The 19,472-nt window shown below is 48.1% G+C and carries 1 protein-coding gene; it reads right to left on the bottom strand.

What is annotated here, in order from left to right:
- Positions 1–164: 164 nt before the first annotated feature.
- The gene (locus tag L9Q39_RS06425; protein ID WP_435532831.1) at positions 165–19,247 is read right to left on the bottom strand and encodes a tandem-95 repeat protein; all 19,083 of its coding nucleotides are present in this window, start codon (positions 19,245–19,247) and stop codon (positions 165–167) included.
- Positions 19,248–19,472: the final 225 nt, after the last annotated feature.

Genomic DNA, 19,472 nt, shown 5'->3' with positions numbered 1-19,472 from the left:
AATACCCAATCGCTCGCAAACAGTTCTTCGTCGGTAAAAGATGCTACAAAAAAATAGCGGATATAAAGTGATACCCACCGCAGTGGTTGAGTCACTTTATATCCGCTATCAACGATTGTTTTAATTGAGGGTTCTTGAAACAAGAGCCCTCGGTGTACACCTATTTAGAAGGAATGGTTATCGAGTTCGTTCTCATAACCTCCATTACTGGATTGGTCACTATCAAAGCTGCCGGAATCATCATTGAAGTCAACACCCTCATCCTGACCACCTGACGATGTCCAATCGCCACCAGAACCTTCGGAAGCATCCATTTGGTTGGCGTTTTGATCTTGGTTTTGACTTGACGACATTGTGTGCTGTTCATCGACCTCAATCGGGACACTCGCTTGCGCATCATCGACATTGCTTCCCAGTTCATCAACACCTTGGAAGCCTACATCCAAGTTGCCCTCAAAGCCTTCCGGAAGTTCGACACTGACAGGTTGTGACAAGTCGCCACTGATGGTGTAGTTACCATCACCATTATCCAGTGCGCCACTAACGTTTGAACCGTCTGGCAGACCACTCATTTCGACATGATCAACGTCATCATGACTGCCCACTTCATCAGGGATTGCGATATTAATCGTGTCACCCGGTGCGGCTGTCATATCGACATCGCTCTCATCCTCTGACATTGCTTCAACAGCGGCTTCATCAGTAGGCTGAACTTCAGACTCTGCTTGCGACTCTGTTTCCACTTGTGCTTGCTCGGTCTGGCTTGTTTCAGTGTCAACTGCACTTGTTTCAGCCTGAACGGTTAATGAGTGTTCTGTGACAGAACCGTTATCATTCACTTCGACTTTCATTGGTAATTCACCGTTAAAGTCGTCGTTAGGCCAGAAGGTCCATTCGCTATCACCTGAGTCAACAAAGAAGCCAACATCCCCGTCATCAACGACATCGAGCACTTCTGCCGAAGGACTCACATCAAGTTCATTGAGTAACTGCTCTTCGCCAATCACTATCGAACCGTCATCCGCTTGTACATACCCATCACTGATTTCACTCGAACCCTGCAGGTTGACATTAAATTGGCTCTCAACTCGATTCTCACCATCAGTTGCAATAAAGCCAATTTCTACCGGTCCATCGTATCCGTCTGCTGGAGTAAACTGATAGTTACCTTCATTATCAGATTCGATCATACCTTGACCTTCCATCAAGCTTACCGACTCAATAGACAGCGCATCAGTATCTGCATCACTCAAGTTCGCCAGCATATCTTGTTCGGTGAACTCCAATGTCGCTCCCGGCGCAAGATCTGTGGTGGTAATGGATTGAACTTCTGGTGCCGTATTCTCCACCTCTCCCGGTTCACTGACAACAACACCGGTCTGCTCATCATGGAGTACGCCGTCTTTATCGATAACATAAGCGATATCCACTTCACCGGTAAACCCATCGGCAGGATTGAATGTCCAAGTACCATCACCGTTATCGACGATTTCACCCTGGCTACGGTCAGCGAGGTGAACCAGTTTCACTTCATCTCCCGCATCGACATCGACGTTTTCAGCAATCGCCATTAAGTCATCTGCGGTTAACAGAATAGACTCGCCCGCGACGGTAGCAAAGTCACCAGAATCAATCCCATCTTCAAAGGCTTCGGGCTCATCACCATAGTCCACGGTTGTTGCCGAGACAGTGACATTAAAGCTGCCATTGAAGTTTTCTGGAGGCGTAATTTGCAGATCCGACATGTTCCATTCTGTAATATCGATGTATTGATCTGGCGAGGTAATGGTGAGGGTATTCTCACCGTCAGACACTTCAAAGCCAACAGGGAAGCCCGTCATCACCAAGTTACTTAGGGTTTCAGAGTCATCAATCAGATCCACATTCAAACCAAGGTGACCAGAACTGTCTTCGCCAATCACCAGAGGTCCATCATGTTCGGTGGTAATAACCGCACCATCGGCAACCGGACGAACATAAACCGGAACATCTAACGCCGTTTCAAATTCACCGTCACTGACAACGACTTGAAGGTCAGCTAAGCCAGCGAAATCATCGGTTGGTGTAAAGGTCCAAGTGCCGTCACCGTTATCGGTTATTGCACCGCCATCTTCATCGTCCGGCATGATAATTCTTGATACCACAAGATTCTCGGTATCAATATCATCAAACAAGTTCATCAGATCACCGGCATCGAAGGTGAAAGCACCATCCTCATCGGTTGCCATCATGGCATTACCGGTATTGAAAGGCGCATCGTTAACCGGAATCACATCAACATTTAAAGAACCCTCAACCGACTCTGTACCATCGGTGACCGTGTAGCCAAGTTCAACGAGCCCGTTATAGTCTTGCGACGTCACTAAGTGGAACATACCATCAGGCTGCTGAGTTACCGTCGCGTTCGCCGGTGCTCTCACTGTGATGTTCTCTAGTGAGATTTCATCGCCATCAAGGTCGGTAATTTGGTTAGTAATAAAGCTCGGGTCGATGACCATCAATTGGTCTTCTTCACCTTGCATTTGAATTGATGGGGCATCTGGAGCATCGTTCACAGCGGCAACATCAATATTACCCGACACCGTTGTCGTTAAGTCGCCATCACTCACTTGGAATTCCATTGGCACATCGCCATTGAAGTTTTCCGTCGGAGTAAATGACCAAGTACCATCTTGATTGTCAACCAAGTCACCAAATGACTCATCAATGTTCAAACCAACAGCCGTCAGTTCATCCGCCGTGTTATCCACATCCGTAGCTTGTGCAAGCAACATTTCTTGGGTGATGAGTAACGTGGTGTCTTCCGTGCCCTGCACTTCGATGTGCGCTGACTCAGGTAAGTCATTAACTGGATTAACCGTGAGATCAGCCGTTGCTTGAATGGTTTCTGTGCCATCGGTAATATCAAAGTGAAGGTCAATGTCACCATTGAAATCCGCATCCGGTACGATTGTGAATGACCCATCATCGTTCGCGGTCACTACTGCATTTCCATCAACGATGAGATTTGATGCCGTCAGTTCATCGCCCTCCACATCTGATGTTTGTGACAACAGCTGTTCTTGGCTAATGGTTATTGAACCATCTTCGTTAACTTGGTAAGACGTTGCGCCTGAGACTGGCACATCATTGATAGGCAACACATCCACATTGATAACAGTATCGACCGTTGCGCCATCATCATCAGTGATCGTTACGTTGAGCTGTACTTCGCCATTAAAGTTCTCATTCGGAGCAAAGCTGCACGTACCGTCGCCATTGATACTGAACACCCCATCGGGACCATCGTAACTGATGCCGACCAGTGACACTTCCCCATCCACATCGGACGCATTGGCTAATACTTGAGATTCGTTGAATGTCAGAACGGAATCTTCATTGATGGTATAGGAAGTAGGTCCTGCAACTGGTGGATCGTTAACCTCTGTGACTTGAACAGCAATGCTTGCAGATGAAGTTTCGGTGCCATCTGATACATCAAAGCTAAGCTCAACATCACCAGAGAAATTCTCATTTGGCGCAAAACTATAGGTGCCATCGCCATTGTCGGACAAGATACCGTCTGTACCAGCATAAGAGACGCCTTCAACCGAAAGCTCATCACCATCAATATCAATTGCGTTTTCTAGTAACTGTTCATCTGTGAAGGTCAGCGTGCCATCTTCTTCAACCGTGTAGGCTTTATCTTCCGGAACGGGTGCATCATTAACCGGATTAACCGTTAAGTTGAGGTCGGTAGAAACAATCTGGTCACCATCCGATACATCGAAGGTAAAGTCGATATCTCCGTTGTAGTCTGCGTCTGGTGTCAATGTGTAGCTACCATCACCATTATCGGTAATGGTGACATTTTCATTATCAGTCGCTAGGTTGAGCGCCGTTAAGTCATCGCCATCCAAATCACTTGCATTCGCAAGCAAGTCTTCCTGCGTAATAATGATTGAACCATCTTCATCCACTGTCGCGGATACTGCATCGGCTTCAGGTGCATGTTCAATATCAATGGTGATCGTTTGACTCACGGTTTCGGTATCATCATTTGACAACTCAGTCGCCGTCGCGGTGACGTTGATATCAAATGACTCTTCTGTCCCTTCAGGAAGAACAAATTCAATGGTCTGATCGATTGCTGTTGTAGGAATGACAACAGAGCCATCTTCTCCAACGGTGAGTTCACCGCTGTAGATTTGGCTGTTGACTTCACCTACATCAATGGTGAAGTTGAAGTCGCTATAATCAGCATCGCCTCCACCGTAGAGGTCTTCAAAGCCATAAACCAGTTCACCGTCTTCATTGAGCGTCGTTCTGGTATGCTCTATCCCGTCTTGGTTTAAGTCTGAACTTGAACCGCCGTGGAACACCGCATCACCGAACTGCCCTTGTATCGTCGTTGTGTCACCATTTTCATCCACAAAGATAAGTTGTGGATCAACGGTATCCATGGTCGCGGGCTCGCCGTTGGCGTCAACGAACGCGAAGTTACCGTTTTCCATCGCATCAAAGTCGTTGTGGTTGAAACCATTCGGAATCAAGAACAGGTTAAAGCTTTCCCCTTCCTCAATAGGGAAAGAAAATGAACTTTGCCCAGGAAGAAGATCACCGCCACCACCAACTTGCGATGCATTTTCGTAGACAACCTCTACCCCGGTGATATTGCCGTCTTCATCCACTTTATAGTAGCCGGCTGCGTTCTGGAATCCAGCAGTTTCACCCTCAAACGTCACCGTGATTTCAGTATCATTGTAACTGGTGATACCGTTATCTTGGTCATTCAATACGGATTCACTGTCATAGCGAACGACAGTTCCCTCTGGTATACCATCGACTTCAACAGTCAGCGTTTCTGACAGATCTTGGTCAACCAAGCTGGCACCGATGTTGAGTTCAACCGTTCCTCCAGGTTCAGTCACTATGGTGCTGCCGCCAACCTCTTGTCCCTCTCCATCCGTCACTACAAGATCCGGTGCATCCGCTACCGCTTCTACATGCACATCGAGAGTCTGAGAGACTTCCGCCTCGCCATCTGAGACCGTAAAGCCGAGCTGCAAGTCGCCGCTGAAGTGTTCGCTTGGCGTAAATGAGTAGGTGCCATCACCGTTGTCAACGAGTTCACCTTGGTCACCACTGTAGTCAACGTTACTGACACTGAGCGTATCGCCATCAATATCGGTGGCATTCGCCAGCAGTTGTTCATCAGTGATCAGGAGCGTGCCATCCTCTTGCATTTCGAAGGCAAGAGCGTCGACTTCTGGTGCATCATTAACCGGCGTCACATCAAGGTTCAACTGAGTCGTCGTACTCAATTCACCGTCATTCACCTCGTAGTCAAATTGAATTTCACCATTAAAGTTCTCTGAAGGTGTGACTGAGAACGTGCCGTCACCATTGTCGACAACTTGTGCATTCGGATCATTGGTGGTTAAGTTTGAGGCAAATAATGCGTCGCCATCAACATCAGAGGCATTCTCTAGCAACATATCTTGAGTCACGAGTATCGTGCCATCTTCTTCAACCGTAGCAGCAACCGCTTCTGCCTCAGGTGCGTCATTTACAAACTCGACTTTAAGATCGATATTGGCAGTGACAATGTCAGTACCATCACTGACATCAAAGGTCAGATCAGCGTTGCCAAAGTACCCTTCATCCGGCGTGAGCGTGAAGGTACCGTCACCATTATCGACGACATCGACGTTAGGGTTATCGGTGTTCACGTTAAGTGCGGTTAATGCATCTCCTTCAATATCCGTTGCCTGAGCCAGTAGCTGCTCTTGAGTGACGATAATGGACTCGCCATCTTCAGTGGTAAATGATAGGTCTGGGACATCAGGTAAGTCATTGATAGGATTAACCGTCAGGTTCAACCCCGTTGAAACGATCTCAATCGCATCGGTCACATCATAAGTAAACTCAACCTCACCAAAGAAGTTCTCACTCGGTGTAATGGTGAAGCTACCATCTGCGTTTTCTACGATGGTCGCATTCGGATCATTGGTTTGTAGGTTGATCGCTTCGAGGTTATCGCCATCAAGGTCCGAAGCGTTTTCTAGCAGCGCTTCTTGTGTGATGGTAATCGAGCCATCTTCATCTACAACCGCTTCAACGGGACCTGAGACTTCTGGACCTTCATTGACAATTTCTACGTCGATAGATGCGGTACTTGGCGCACTTGCCATACCGTCACTAATATCAAACGTTAGATTGACCTCACCATAGAAATCCGTTGCGGGTTCAAAGGTAAACGTATTGTCACCGTTGTCCGTCAACGTACCTTGGGATTGGTCGACCAAGAGTAGGTTTTCAATGTGTAGAATATCACCATCAACGTCTGACGCACCGGATAGGAGATCTTTCGCTTCAATGACGATCGTGCCATTCTCGAGCATTTGCGTATGCAGCGGAGCACCGGGAACCGGCACATCATTGACAGGAATCACGGTTAAATCAAGATTGGTCTCTGTTGTATCCGTGCCATCAAATACCGAGTAATTAATGTCGACTTCACCATTGAAGTTTTCATTCGGCATAAAGGTATAAGTGCCATCACCATTATCGGTTAGCTCGCCATTTTCACCGCTGTAGCTAATATCCGTCACCGATAACTCGTCACCTTCGACGTCACTGGAATTTGCCAGTAAATCATCTGCGCTAAATGTGATGCCTTCATCTTCGTCAGTTTGAAGAACAATGGGACCTGATACGATGGGGGCATCATTAACCGATTCAAAGTTGATGTTGATGATATTATCATCCGTCAACTCTCCATCCGTCACTTGATAGCCAAGTTCGATTTCACCATGGAAGTTTTCATCCGGTGTCACCGTCCACGTGCCATCACCATTGTCCGTCAATGTTGCGTTTTCTGCGTTGTCACCGACCAGTTCGAGGTTTTGAATATCTAGGTCTTCACTGTCGATATCAGTAGCTTGAGCTAGTAACTGCTCTTCAGTTATCACCACTGATGCAAACTGTCCCGCGCCTTCACTATCGATTGCTAGGTTCGGCAAGTCAGCCGTCAAATCAATCTCCGTGTCCCCTTCGTGAAGTTGCAAGGTGACCGCTTCAGTGATTTCAGTGCCGTCGACACCCAATGAAGTAAATACCGCTTCATCTGGCACAGTTTGTGACACTGTCATGTTTTGCACGACATAGGTACCATTACCTTGAATCGTACCCAGTTCAAAATACGATACTGGCTGATCAACGGTTAGGGTGTAATCTGTTTCATACGAGCCGCGATCCTCTTTGTGATAAGTCATCGAATCAATCAGTTCGCCTTCATCATTGAATGCCTTGATTTCGACTTCAGTAAAGTGGCGCGACTCTTCCATAAACCAACCACCCAAGCCATCAAGGTGGAAGCTGATTTCATTGATATCTTGCCCTTCAACGGAAACCGTTAACTTCTCATCACCACTCAAACCTTGACGGTCAGTATCGCCAATGCCATGACCAATATGTGTATTGCCGTTCCATGCACCAAGAGGGTCATCATTACTTTGAACGGTAACGGTAAGATCACCATCCGTGTACTCGCGGGTATAAGGGTCAACTTCGGTTCCCCAGTCATCTACACTCGCGTTGTCATCAAATGTCCCGATTTGCGTGGTATGTGTTCCGGCAGCAACATCCTCTTCATTGGCAACAAAACGGACTTCGGTATCGGCTGGAATTTCTACACCAACTTCTAGTTCAACCCACTCATCATTGAGATTCGCTTCAATAATACCGTGTTCAGGTGCTTGGTCTAAACGTAGGCTTGGTTCTTCGCGCAGAGTAACACCGACGGTTTGATCTTCTTCTGCTTGAATATAGAGTTCTTCGCCAGCATCTGGTGCGTCATTCACTGGGTTGACCGTCAGTTCAGCACTGGTCTGAACCACATTGTCGCCATCGGAAACATCGAAGCTAATATCGATGTCGCCGTTCCAGTCAGCGTCTGGTGTAATGGTAAAGGAACCATCATCATTTTCGGTAACGGTCGCATTGCCATTAACGGATAGGTTTTGTGCTGTTAATTGGTCGCCCTCTGCATCACTGGCGTGCGTGAGCAACTGCTCTTGGCTTAGGGTAATTTGACCATCTTCATTTATCGTATAGGCAAGGTTCCCATCGACCGTTGGTGCATCGTTAACGGGTGTGACATTCACATCAATGTTGGCGGCAACGACATCGGTACCGTCACTAACATCGAATGAGAAGTTGACCTCTCCATTGAAGTTTTCATTAGGTGCAAACCCATAAACACCGTCACCATAATCCGTGAGAATACCATCCGTACCGGAGTAGCTGACGCCCTCAACCGTCAAGTTGTCGCCTTCAATATCGGTAGCACCTTGAAGTAACTGTTCGTCGGTGAAAGTCAGGATGCCATCTTCTTGAATGGTAAATTCATGATCTTGCGGCTGTGGCAAATCATTAACCGGATTAACAGTTAAGTCAGCGGTTCCCTGTATCGTATCCGTGCCGTCGCTGATATCGAAGTGCATGTCGATATCACCATTCCAATCCGCATCCGGCGTGATAGTAAATGATCCATCTTCATTGACGGTCACTTCCGCATTGCCATCGACAATTAAGTTCGTTGCCGTTAGTTCATCGCCCTCAACATCAGAAGTCTGAGACAATAACTGTTCCTGGCTGATGGTAATTGAACCATCTTCGTTCACTTGATATGACGTGGAACCCGTAACCGGAACATCATTAATTGGTAACACATCAATACTTGCTGTTGCGTCGGCAGTGGCGCCATCCTCATCGACAACAGTCACAGTCAGGGAAACATCACCATTAAAGTTTTCGTTTGGCGCAAAACTAAAGGTGCCATTGCCGTTGTCCGTCAAGATACCATCCGAGCCGGAATAGCTGACACCGCCTAAGGCGACCTCGCCTTCTACATCACTCGATTGTGCAAGTAATTGATCGGCGGTAAACACCAATACCTGGTCTTCATTAATACTGTATGCCGTATCACCTGCAATTGGAGGGTCATTAACTTCAATGACGTCGATTGTCGCTGTGGTCTCAGCGGTTTCATTATGAAGATCGGCAACCGTCACATCGAGGCTAATATCGCCAGTGAAGTTTTCATTTGGCGAGAAGGTATAAGTTCCATTACCATTATCAACAAATACCCCATCAGTGCCGGAGTACGAGACATCGGCAACACTTACCGCGCCCTCTATATCACTCGAATTAACCAGTAATTGCTCATCACTGATCGTGATGGAATGATCTTCTTGAACCGTGTAAGACGTCGCACCTGCAACCGGTGGATCGTTAACATCTGTTACCGTCACATCAATATTGGCGGTCACGGTGTCAGTACCATCGGTTACATCAAAGGTAAACTGCACATCGCCAAGGAAGTTCTCATTTGGCGCAAAGCTATAAGTACCATCGCCATTATCCGTTAAGATGCCATCCGTACCGGTATAGCTCACACCAGAGACTTCTAGGTTATCGCCATCAATATCGGTTGCGTTTTGCAGTAGCTGCTCTTCGGTGAAGACTAGCGTGCCGTCTTCCTCGACCATGTAAGATTTATCTTCCGGCTGTGGCAGGTCATTCACTGGGTTAACCGTTAGGTCTGCCCCGGCTTGTACTACATTGTTGCCATCAGAAATATCGAAGCTGATATCAATATCGCCATTCCAATCGGCGTCTGGGGTAATGGTAAATGAGCCATCATCATTGACCGTTACCTCTGCGTTGCCATCTACCGCTAAATTAGACGCTGTTAGCTGGTCGCCTTCAACGTCCGTTGCTTGAGATAACAACTGATCTTGGCTCAGAGTAATCTGACCGTCTTCGTTCACTGTGTACGCTAAATCACCCGACACAGGAGCGTCGTCAACAGGCGTCACCGACACATCAATATTCGCGCTTACCGTATCGGTGCCATCAGACACATCAAAGCTAAACTCAACGTCGCCATTAAAGTTTTCGTTCGGCGCAAAGCTGTACGTTCCATTGCCGTTATCCGTTAGGATACCGTCGGTACCGTCATAACTAATACCTTCAACCGATAGGTTATCGCCATCAATATCGGTCGCACCTTGAAGTAGGTGTGCATCGGTAAAGGTCAAGATACCATCTTCTTGAATGGTAAATGCTTGGTCTTGCGGTTGTGGCAAGTCATTCACTGGGTTGACCGTTAAGTCTGCACCCGATACCACCAGATTTTCACCGTCAGAAACATCGAAGCTGATGTCAATATCACCATTCCAATCGGCGTCTGGCGTAATAGTGAATGAGCCATCGTCATTGACAGTGACTTCCGCATTGCCATCAACGCTTAGGTTCGATGCGGTTAAATCATCGCCTTCTACATCACTGACGTTAGACAATAACTGCTCTTGGCTAAGGGTGATTTCGCCGTCTTCATTGACGCTATACGCTAGGTTGCCCTCTACCGTTGGAGCGTCATCCACCGGTGTCACGGACACATCAATATTCGCGCTTACCGTATCCGTGCCATCAGACACATCAAAGCTAAACTCAACGTCGCCATTAAAGTTTTCGTTCGGCGCAAAGCTGTACGTTCCATTGCCGTTATCCGTTAGGATACCGTCAGTACCGTCATAACTAATACCTTCAACCGATAGGTTATCGCCATCAATATCGGTCGCACCTTGAAGTAGGTGTGCATCGGTAAAGGTCAAGATACCATCTTCTTGAATGGTAAATGCTTGGTCTTGCGGTTGTGGTAAGTCATTCACTGGGTTGACCGTTAAGTCTGCACCCGATACCACCAGATTTTCACCGTCAGAAACATCGAAGCTGATGTCAATATCACCATTCCAATCGGCGTCTGGCGTAATGGTAAATGAGCCATCGTCGTTGACAGTGACTTCCGCATTACCATCAACACTGAGATTCGAAGCCGTTAAGTCATCACCTTCTACATCACTGACGTTAGACAATAACTGCTCTTGGCTGAGCGTAATTTCACCATCTTCATTGACGCTATACGCTAGGTTACCGTCTACCGTTGGAGCGTCATCCACTGGTGTCACAGACACGTCAATATTGGCGGAAACCGTATCCGTGCCGTCAGACACATCGAAGCTAAACTCAACATCGCCGTTAAAGTTCTCATTCGGCGCAAAGCTATAAGTACCGTTACCGTTATCCGTTAAAATACCGTCGGTACCCTCATAACTAATACCTTCAACCGACAAGTTATCCCCTTCAATATCAGTTGCCCCTTGAAGCAGATGGGCATCGGTAAAGGTAAGAATTCCGTCTTCTTGAATGGTAAACGCTTGGTCTTGTGGTTGCGGTAAGTCGTTGACTGGGTTAACAGTGAGATCTGCCTCGGCTTGAACTACGTTATTGCCGTCAGAGACATCGAAGCTGATATCAATATCGCCGTTCCAATCGGCATCTGGGGTAATGGTGAACGAGCCATCGTTATTGACCGTCACTTCGGCATTGCCATCAACACTGAGATTCGAGGCAGTCAGGTCATCGCCTTCCACGTCACTAACATTGGATAGTAACTGTTCTTGGCTGAGGGTAATTTCACCGTCTTCGTTAACGCTATACGCAAGGTTGCCCTCTACCGTTGGCGCATCATCCACTGGTGTCACGGACACATCAATGTTAGCCGAAACCGTATCCGTGCCATCATTCACATCGAAGCTAAACTCAACCTCACCGTTAAAGTTCTCGTTCGGTGCAAAGCTATACGTGCCATCACCGTTATCGGTTAAGATACCGTCGGTGCCGGAGTAACTAACACCCTCAACCGACAAGTCATCGCCATCAATATCCGTCGCACCCGTGAGTAGATCTGCGTCAGTGAAGACCAACGTGCCGTCTTCTTCCATGCTGAACGCTTGGTCTTGTGGTTGCGGTAAGTCGTTGACTGGGTTGACCGTTAAATCTGCACCAGAGGCTACTAGGTTTTCACCGTCAGAGACATCAAAGCTGATATCAATATCGCCATTCCAATCGGCATCTGGGGTAATGGTAAACGAGCCATCGTCATTGACGCTGACTTCCGCGTTACCATCAACACTGAGGTTCGAGGCAGTTAAGTCATCGCCTTCCACGTCACTAACATTGGATAGTAACTGCTCTTGGCTTAGGGTAATTTCACCATCTTCATTAACGGTATAAGCAAGATTGCCGTCGACGGTTGGCGCATCATCCACTGGTGTCACAGAGACATCAATGTTAGCCGAAACCGTATCCGTGCCATCATTCACATCGAAGCTAAACTCAACGTCACCGTTAAAGTTCTCGTTCGGCGCAAAGCTATACGTGCCATCACCGTTATCGGTCAAGATACCGTCGGTGCCGGAGTAGTTGACGCTCTCAACCGATAGATCATCGCCATCAATATCCGTCGCACCCGTGAGTAGATCCGCATCGGTGAAGACCAACGTACCGTCTTCTTCCATGCTGAACGCTTGGTCTTGTGGTTGTGGTAAGTCGTTGACTGGGTTGACTGTTAAATCTGCACCAGAGGCTACTAGGTTTTCACCGTCAGAGACATCAAAGCTGATATCAATGTCGCCATTCCAATCGGCATCTGGGGTAATGGTGAACGAGCCATCGTTATTGACCGTCACTTCGGCATTGCCATCCACACTGAGGTTCGAGGCAGTCAAGTCATCGCCTTCCACGTCACTAACATTGGATAGTAACTGCTCTTGGCTTATGGTGATTTCACCATCTTCGTTGACCGAGTACGCGAGATTGCCCTCAACGGTTGGTGCATCATCAATTGGTGTCACTGAGACATCAATATTGGCGCTCACCGTATCGGTGCCGTCATTGACATCAAAGCTAAATTCAACCTCACCGTTAAAGTTCTCATTCGGTGCAAAGCTATACGTGCCGTCGCCGTTATCGGTCAAGATACCATCGGTACCGGAGTAGTTGACGCTCTCAACCGATAGATCATCGCCATCAATATCGGTCGCACCCGTCAATAGGTCAGCATCAGTGAAGACCAACGTACCGTCTTCTTCCATGCTAAACGCTTGATCTTGCGGTTGTGGTAAGTCGTTGACTGGGTTGACTGTTAAATCCGCGCCAGAGGCTACTAGGTTTTCACCATCAGAGACATCAAAGCTGATATCAATATCGCCATTCCAATCAGCATCTGGGGTAATGGTGAACGAGCCATCGTCATTCACTGTGACTTCCGCATTGCCATCCACGGACAGATTAGACGCGGTTAGGTCATCGCCTTCTACATCCGATACGTTTGATAGTAACTGCTCTTGGCTAAGGGTGATTTCGCCATCTTCGTTGACCGAGTACGCGAGATTGCCCTCAACGGTTGGTGCATCATCAATTGGTGTCACTGAGACATCAATATTGGCGCTCACCGTATCGGTGCCGTCATTGACATCAAAGCTAAATTCAACATCACCGTTAAAGTTCTCATTCGGTGCAAAGCTATACGTGCCGTCGCCGTTATCGGTCAAGATACCATCGGTACCGGAGTAGTTGACGCTCTCAACCGATAGATCATCGCCATCAATATCCGTCGCACCCGTGAGTAGATCTGCGTCAGTGAAGACCAACGTGCCATCTTCTTCCATGCTGAACGCTTGATCTTGTGGTTGCGGTAAGTCATTGACTGGGTTGACCGTCAAGTCAGCCTGCGATTGCACCACATTGTTGCCGTCAGAGACATCAAAGCTGATATCAATATCGCCATTCCAATCGGCATCTGGGGTAATGGTAAACGAGCCATCGTCATTCACAGTGACTTCCGCATTGCCATCCACGGACAGATTAGACGCGGTTAGATCATCGCCTTCCACATCCGAAACGTTTGATAGTAACTGCTCTTGGCTTAGGGTGATTTCACCGTCTTCGCTGACCGAGTACGCTAAATTTCCGTCAACCGTTGGCGCGTCATCCACTGGTGTCACAGAGACATCGATATTAGCCGAAACCGTATCCGTACCATCATTGACATCAAAGCTAAACTCAACATCACCGTTAAAGTTCTCATTCGGTGCAAAGCTATAAGTCCCGTCGCCGTTGTCAGTCAAGATACCGTCAGTACCGCTGTAACTAACGCCCTCAACCGATAGATCATCGCCATCAATATCCGTCGCACCCGTGAGTAGATCTGCGTCAGTGAAGACCAACGTACCGTCTTCTTCCATGCTGAACGCTTGGTCTTGTGGTTGCGGTAAGTCGTTGACAGGATTGACCGTCAAGTCAGCCTGCGATTGCACCACATTGTTGCCGTCAGAGACATCAAAGCTGATATCAATGTCGCCATTCCAATCGGCATCCGGGGTAATGGTGAACGAACCATCGTCATTCACGGTGACTTCGGCGTTGCCATCAACACTGAGGTTCGAAGCAGTCAGGTCATCGCCTTCCACGTCACTAACATTGGATAGTAACTGCTCTTGGCTTAGGGTGATTTCACCGTCTTCGTTAACGCTATACGCAAGGTTGCCCTCTACCGTTGGCGCATCATCCACTGGTGTCACAGACACGTCAATATTGGCTGAAACCGTATCCGTGCCATCATTCACATCGAAGCTAAACTCAACGTCACCGTTAAAGTTCTCGTTCGGCGCAAAGCTATACGTGCCATCACCGTTATCGGTCAAGATACCGTCGGTGCCGGAGTAACTAACACCCTCAACCGACAAGTCATCGCCATCAATATCCGTCGCACCCGTGAGTAGATCTGCGTCAGTGAAGACCAACGTGCCGTCTTCTTCCATGCTAAACGCTTGGTCTTGCGGTTGTGGCAAGTCATTGACAGGATTGACCGTTAAGTCTGCGCCAGAGGCTACTAGGTTTTCACCATCAGAGACATCAAAGCTGATATCAATATCGCCATTCCAATCAGCATCTGGGGTAATGGTGAATGAACCATCGTCATTCACCGTCACTTCGGCATTGCCATCCACGGACAGATTAGACGCAGTTAAGTCATCGCCTTCCACGTCACTAACATTGGATAGTAACTGCTCTTGGCTTAGGGTAATTTCGCCATCTTCATTGACGGTATAAGCAAGGTTGCCGTCAACAGTTGGCGCGTCATCCACTGGTGTGACAGAGACATCGATATTAGCCGAAACCGTATCGGTGCCATCGTTAACATCGAAGCTAAACTCAACATCACCGTTGAAGTTCTCGTTTGGCGCAAAGCTATACGTGCCATCACCGTTATCGGTCAAGATACCGTCAGTACCTGAGTAGTTAACCCCCTCAACCGATAGTTCATCGCCATCAATATCTGTCGCGCCCGTTAATAGATCTGCGTCAGTGAAGACCAACGTGCCGTCTTCTTCCATGCTGAACGCTTGATCTTGTGGTTGTGGCAAGTCATTGACTGGGTTGACTGTTAAATCTGCACCTGAAGCTACAAGGTTTTCACCGTCTGAGACATCGAAGCTGATGTCGATATCACCGTTCCAATCGGCGTCAGGCGTAATGGTGAATGAGCCATCATCGTTGACGGTGACTTCCGCATTGCCATCAACGCTGAGGTTCGAGGCAGTCAGGTCATCGCCTTCCACGTCACTAACATTGGATAGTAACTGCTCTTGGCTTAGGGTGATTTCGCCATCTTCATTGACGGTATAAGCAAGGTTGCCGTCAACAGTTGGCGCGTCATCCACTGGTGTCACAGAGACATCAATATTAGCCGAAACCGTATCCGTACCATCATTGACATCGAAGCTAAACTCAACATCACCGTTAAAGTTCTCATTCGGTGCAAAGCTATACGTGCCATCACCGTTATCGGTCAAGATACCGTCGGTGCCAGAGTAACTAACCCCCTCAACCGACAAGTCATCGCCATCAATATCCGTCGCACCCGTTAATAGATCTGCGTCAGTGAAGACCAACGTGCCGTCTTCTTCCATGCTGAACGCTTGATCTTGTGGTTGTGGCAAGTCATTGACTGGGTTGACTGTTAAATCTGCACCTGAAGCTACAAGGTTTTCACCGTCAGAGACATCAAAGCTGATATCAATGTCGCCATTCCAATCGGCGTCTGGGGTAATGGTAAACGAGCCATCGTCATTGACCGTCACTTCGGCATTGCCATCCACACTGAGGTTCGAGGCAGTCAGGTCATCGCCTTCCACGTCACTAACATTGGATAGTAACTGCTCTTGGCTTAGGGTAATTTCGCCATCTTCATTGACGGTATAAGCAAGGTTGCCGTCAACAGTTGGCGCGTCATCCACTGGTGTGACAGAGACATCGATATTAGCCGAAACCGTATCCGTACCATCATTGACATCGAAGCTAAACTCAACATCACCGTTGAAGTTCTCGTTTGGCGCAAAGCTATACGTGCCATCACCGTTATCGGTCAAGATACCGTCAGTACCTGAGTAGTTAACCCCCTCAACCGATAGTTCATCGCCATCAATATCTGTCGCGCCCGTCAATAGATCTGCGTCAGTAAAGACCAGCGTACCGTCTTCTTCCATGCTGAACGCTTGGTCTTGTGGTTGCGGTAAGTCGTTGACTGGGTTGACTGTTAAATCTGCACCAGAGGCTACTAGGTTTTCACCGTCAGAGACATCGAAGCTGATATCAATATCGCCGTTCCAGTCCGCATCTGGCGTGATTGTGAAGGAACCATCGTCATTCACGCTGACTTCGGCATTGCCATCGACACTGAGGTTCGAGGCGGTTAAGTCATCACCTTCGACATCCGAAACGTTAGAAAGCAGCTGCTCTTGGCTTAACGTGATTTCGCCATCTTCGTTGACCGAGTACGCTAGGTTGCCCTCTACGGTTGGCGCGTCATCCACTGGTGTGACAGAGACATCAATATTAGCCGAAACCGTATCCGTGCCGTCATTGACATCAAAGCTAAATTCAACATCACCGTTAAAGTTCTCGTTCGGCGCAAAGCTATAAGTCCCATCACCGTTATCGGTCAAGATACCGTCAGTACCTGAGTAGTTAACCCCCTCAACCGATAGATCATCGCCATCAATATCGGTGGCACCTGTCAATAAGTCAGCATCGGTGAAGACCAACGTGCCGTCTTCTTCCATGCTGAACGCTTGGTCTTGTGGTTGCGGTAAGTCGTTGACTGGGTTGACTGTTAAATCTGCCTGCGATTGCACCACATTGTTGCCGTCAGAGACATCAAAGCTGATATCAATATCGCCATTCCAATCAGCATCCGGGGTAATGGTGAACGAGCCATCGTCATTCACAGTGACTTCAGCATTGCCATCCACAGACAGATTAGACGCAGTTAGATCATCGCCTTCCACATCCGAAACGTTTGATAGTAACTGCTCTTGGCTTAGGGTGATTTCACCGTCTTCGTTGACCGAGTACGCTAAATTTCCGTCAACCGTTGGCGCGTCATCCACTGGTGTCACAGAGACATCGATATTAGCCGAAACCGTATCCGTACCATCATTGACATCAAAGCTAAACTCAACATCACCGTTAAAGTTCTCATTCGGTGCAAAGCTATAAGTCCCGTCGCCGTTGTCAGTCAAGATACCGTCAGTACCGCTGTAACTAACGCCCTCAACCGATAGATCATCGCCATCAATATCCGTCGCACCCATGAGTAGATCTGCGTCAGTGAAGACCAACGTGCCGTCTTCTTCCATGCTGAACGCTTGATCTTGCGGCTGTGGCAGGTCGTTGACTGGATTCACGGTAAGATCTGCCGTCGCTTGGATCGTATCGGTACCATCAGTAATATCGAAGTGCATATCGATATCACCATTCCAATCGGCATCAGGGGTAATGGTAAACGAGCCATCGTCATTAGCGGTCACTTGCGCATGACCATCAACCACAAGATTGCTGGCGGTTAGGTCATCACCTTCTACATCTGACGATTGTGAAAGCAGTTGTTCTTGGCTGATTGTGATGGAGCCATCTTCATCGACTTGATATGCAGTACTGCCCGACACTGGCGCATCATTGATTGGCAATACATCAACATTAATCACTGTTTCAACGGTCGCACCATCATCATCGATGATCATAACATTGAGTTGAACTTCACCATTAAAGTTCTCATTGGGTGCAAAGCTACAAGTGCCATCCCCATTGATGCTGAACACACCATCAGGACCGTCATAACTGATCCCAACCAGTTCGACTTCACCATCAATGTCTGACGCATTCGCAAGAACTTGAGACTCATTGAAAGTGAGAACGCTATCTTCATCAATCGTATATGACGTAGGTCCTGCGATAGGAGGGTCATTCACTTCAATGACTTGAATACCTGCCGTCGTATCTGCGGTCGCGCCATCCTCATCAACGACCGATACATCAAGGCTGATATCACCAGAAAAGTTTTCATTAGGAGAGAACGTATAGGTACCATCACCATTGTCGCTAAAAACACCATCGGTGCCCGAATAGGACACATTTTCAATCGCAACTTCACCCTCGACGTCACTGGAATTGGCGAGCAACTGCTCATTGCTGATGGTGATTGAGTTATCTTCTTGAACGGTATACGACGTGGCGCCCGCAACCGGAGGATCATTGACTGCAGTGACTTGGACATCAACGTTTGCTGTAACGGTTTCAGTGCCGTCCGATACATCGAAACTGAACGCAACGTCGCCGTTGAAGTTCTCGTTCGGCGCAAAGCTGTAGGTACCGTCGCCATTGTCGGTTAAAACCCCATCCGTTCCGGTGTAGGAAACGTTTTCAACCGATAATTCATCCCCATCAATATCGCTGGCATTGGCTAATAAGTCGGCTTCAGTGAAGACCAAAACCCCGTCTTCTTCCATCGTATAGGCGAGATCTTCCGCTTCTGGGGCGTCATTCTCACCCTCGACATTAACCTCAAACGTAGTATTGGTCGTTTCCGAGTCAAAATCGTCTTCTACTTGTGATATCGATTCGACACTGCTGTCTTGCACATCAACTGTGAAATCTTCACTGACTGTTTCAGAATCGACATCCTCTTCCGTTGCCTCTCCCTGGCTATCACTTGATGAGGTGGCGGCTGGAGCTGCGCTACCGCTTTGAGCTTGTGCTTGAGTGGCTCCCTCTGCATCACTACCGCCATCTGAACCTTCTGCACTGTCTCCACCAATTGCCTGAGCACCAGCACCACTGGCTGCACCGCCACCACCGGTTTCATCTTCCGTCGCGCCACTCTCCGCCGAGCCTCCCACGGATTGAGATTGGGAAGCCTCAGAGTCAGCACCATCAGAATCCTTTGACGCCGAAGATTTTGCGGCGGATTCACCCTCATCAGAACTATCACCAGCCCCTGACGGTCCCTCTTCCATCGCTTGATTCGCTTGCGCAGCACTATCTTGCGACCCCGTTGCCGTCGCTGCCGCGGTTGCCGCAGTACTTTGCTGGTTTCGACTATTTGCCTGTTGTGAGTCTGTCCCCGAATCTTGGGTTACCTGTTGTTCTTCGGCATCGTTTAATTGGTTGTCTTGGTTTTTAGGGTCGTTATTGTCAGCCATGATACGCTCCATAAGGGAAATCCATATACGTTCAATGGC

This window comes from Vibrio hippocampi, assembly GCF_921292975.1.
Classification (GTDB): domain Bacteria; phylum Pseudomonadota; class Gammaproteobacteria; order Enterobacterales; family Vibrionaceae; genus Vibrio; species Vibrio hippocampi.
The sequence above is the reverse complement of the archived record's forward strand: the minus strand, read 5'-3'. Positions and strand labels throughout refer to the sequence as shown.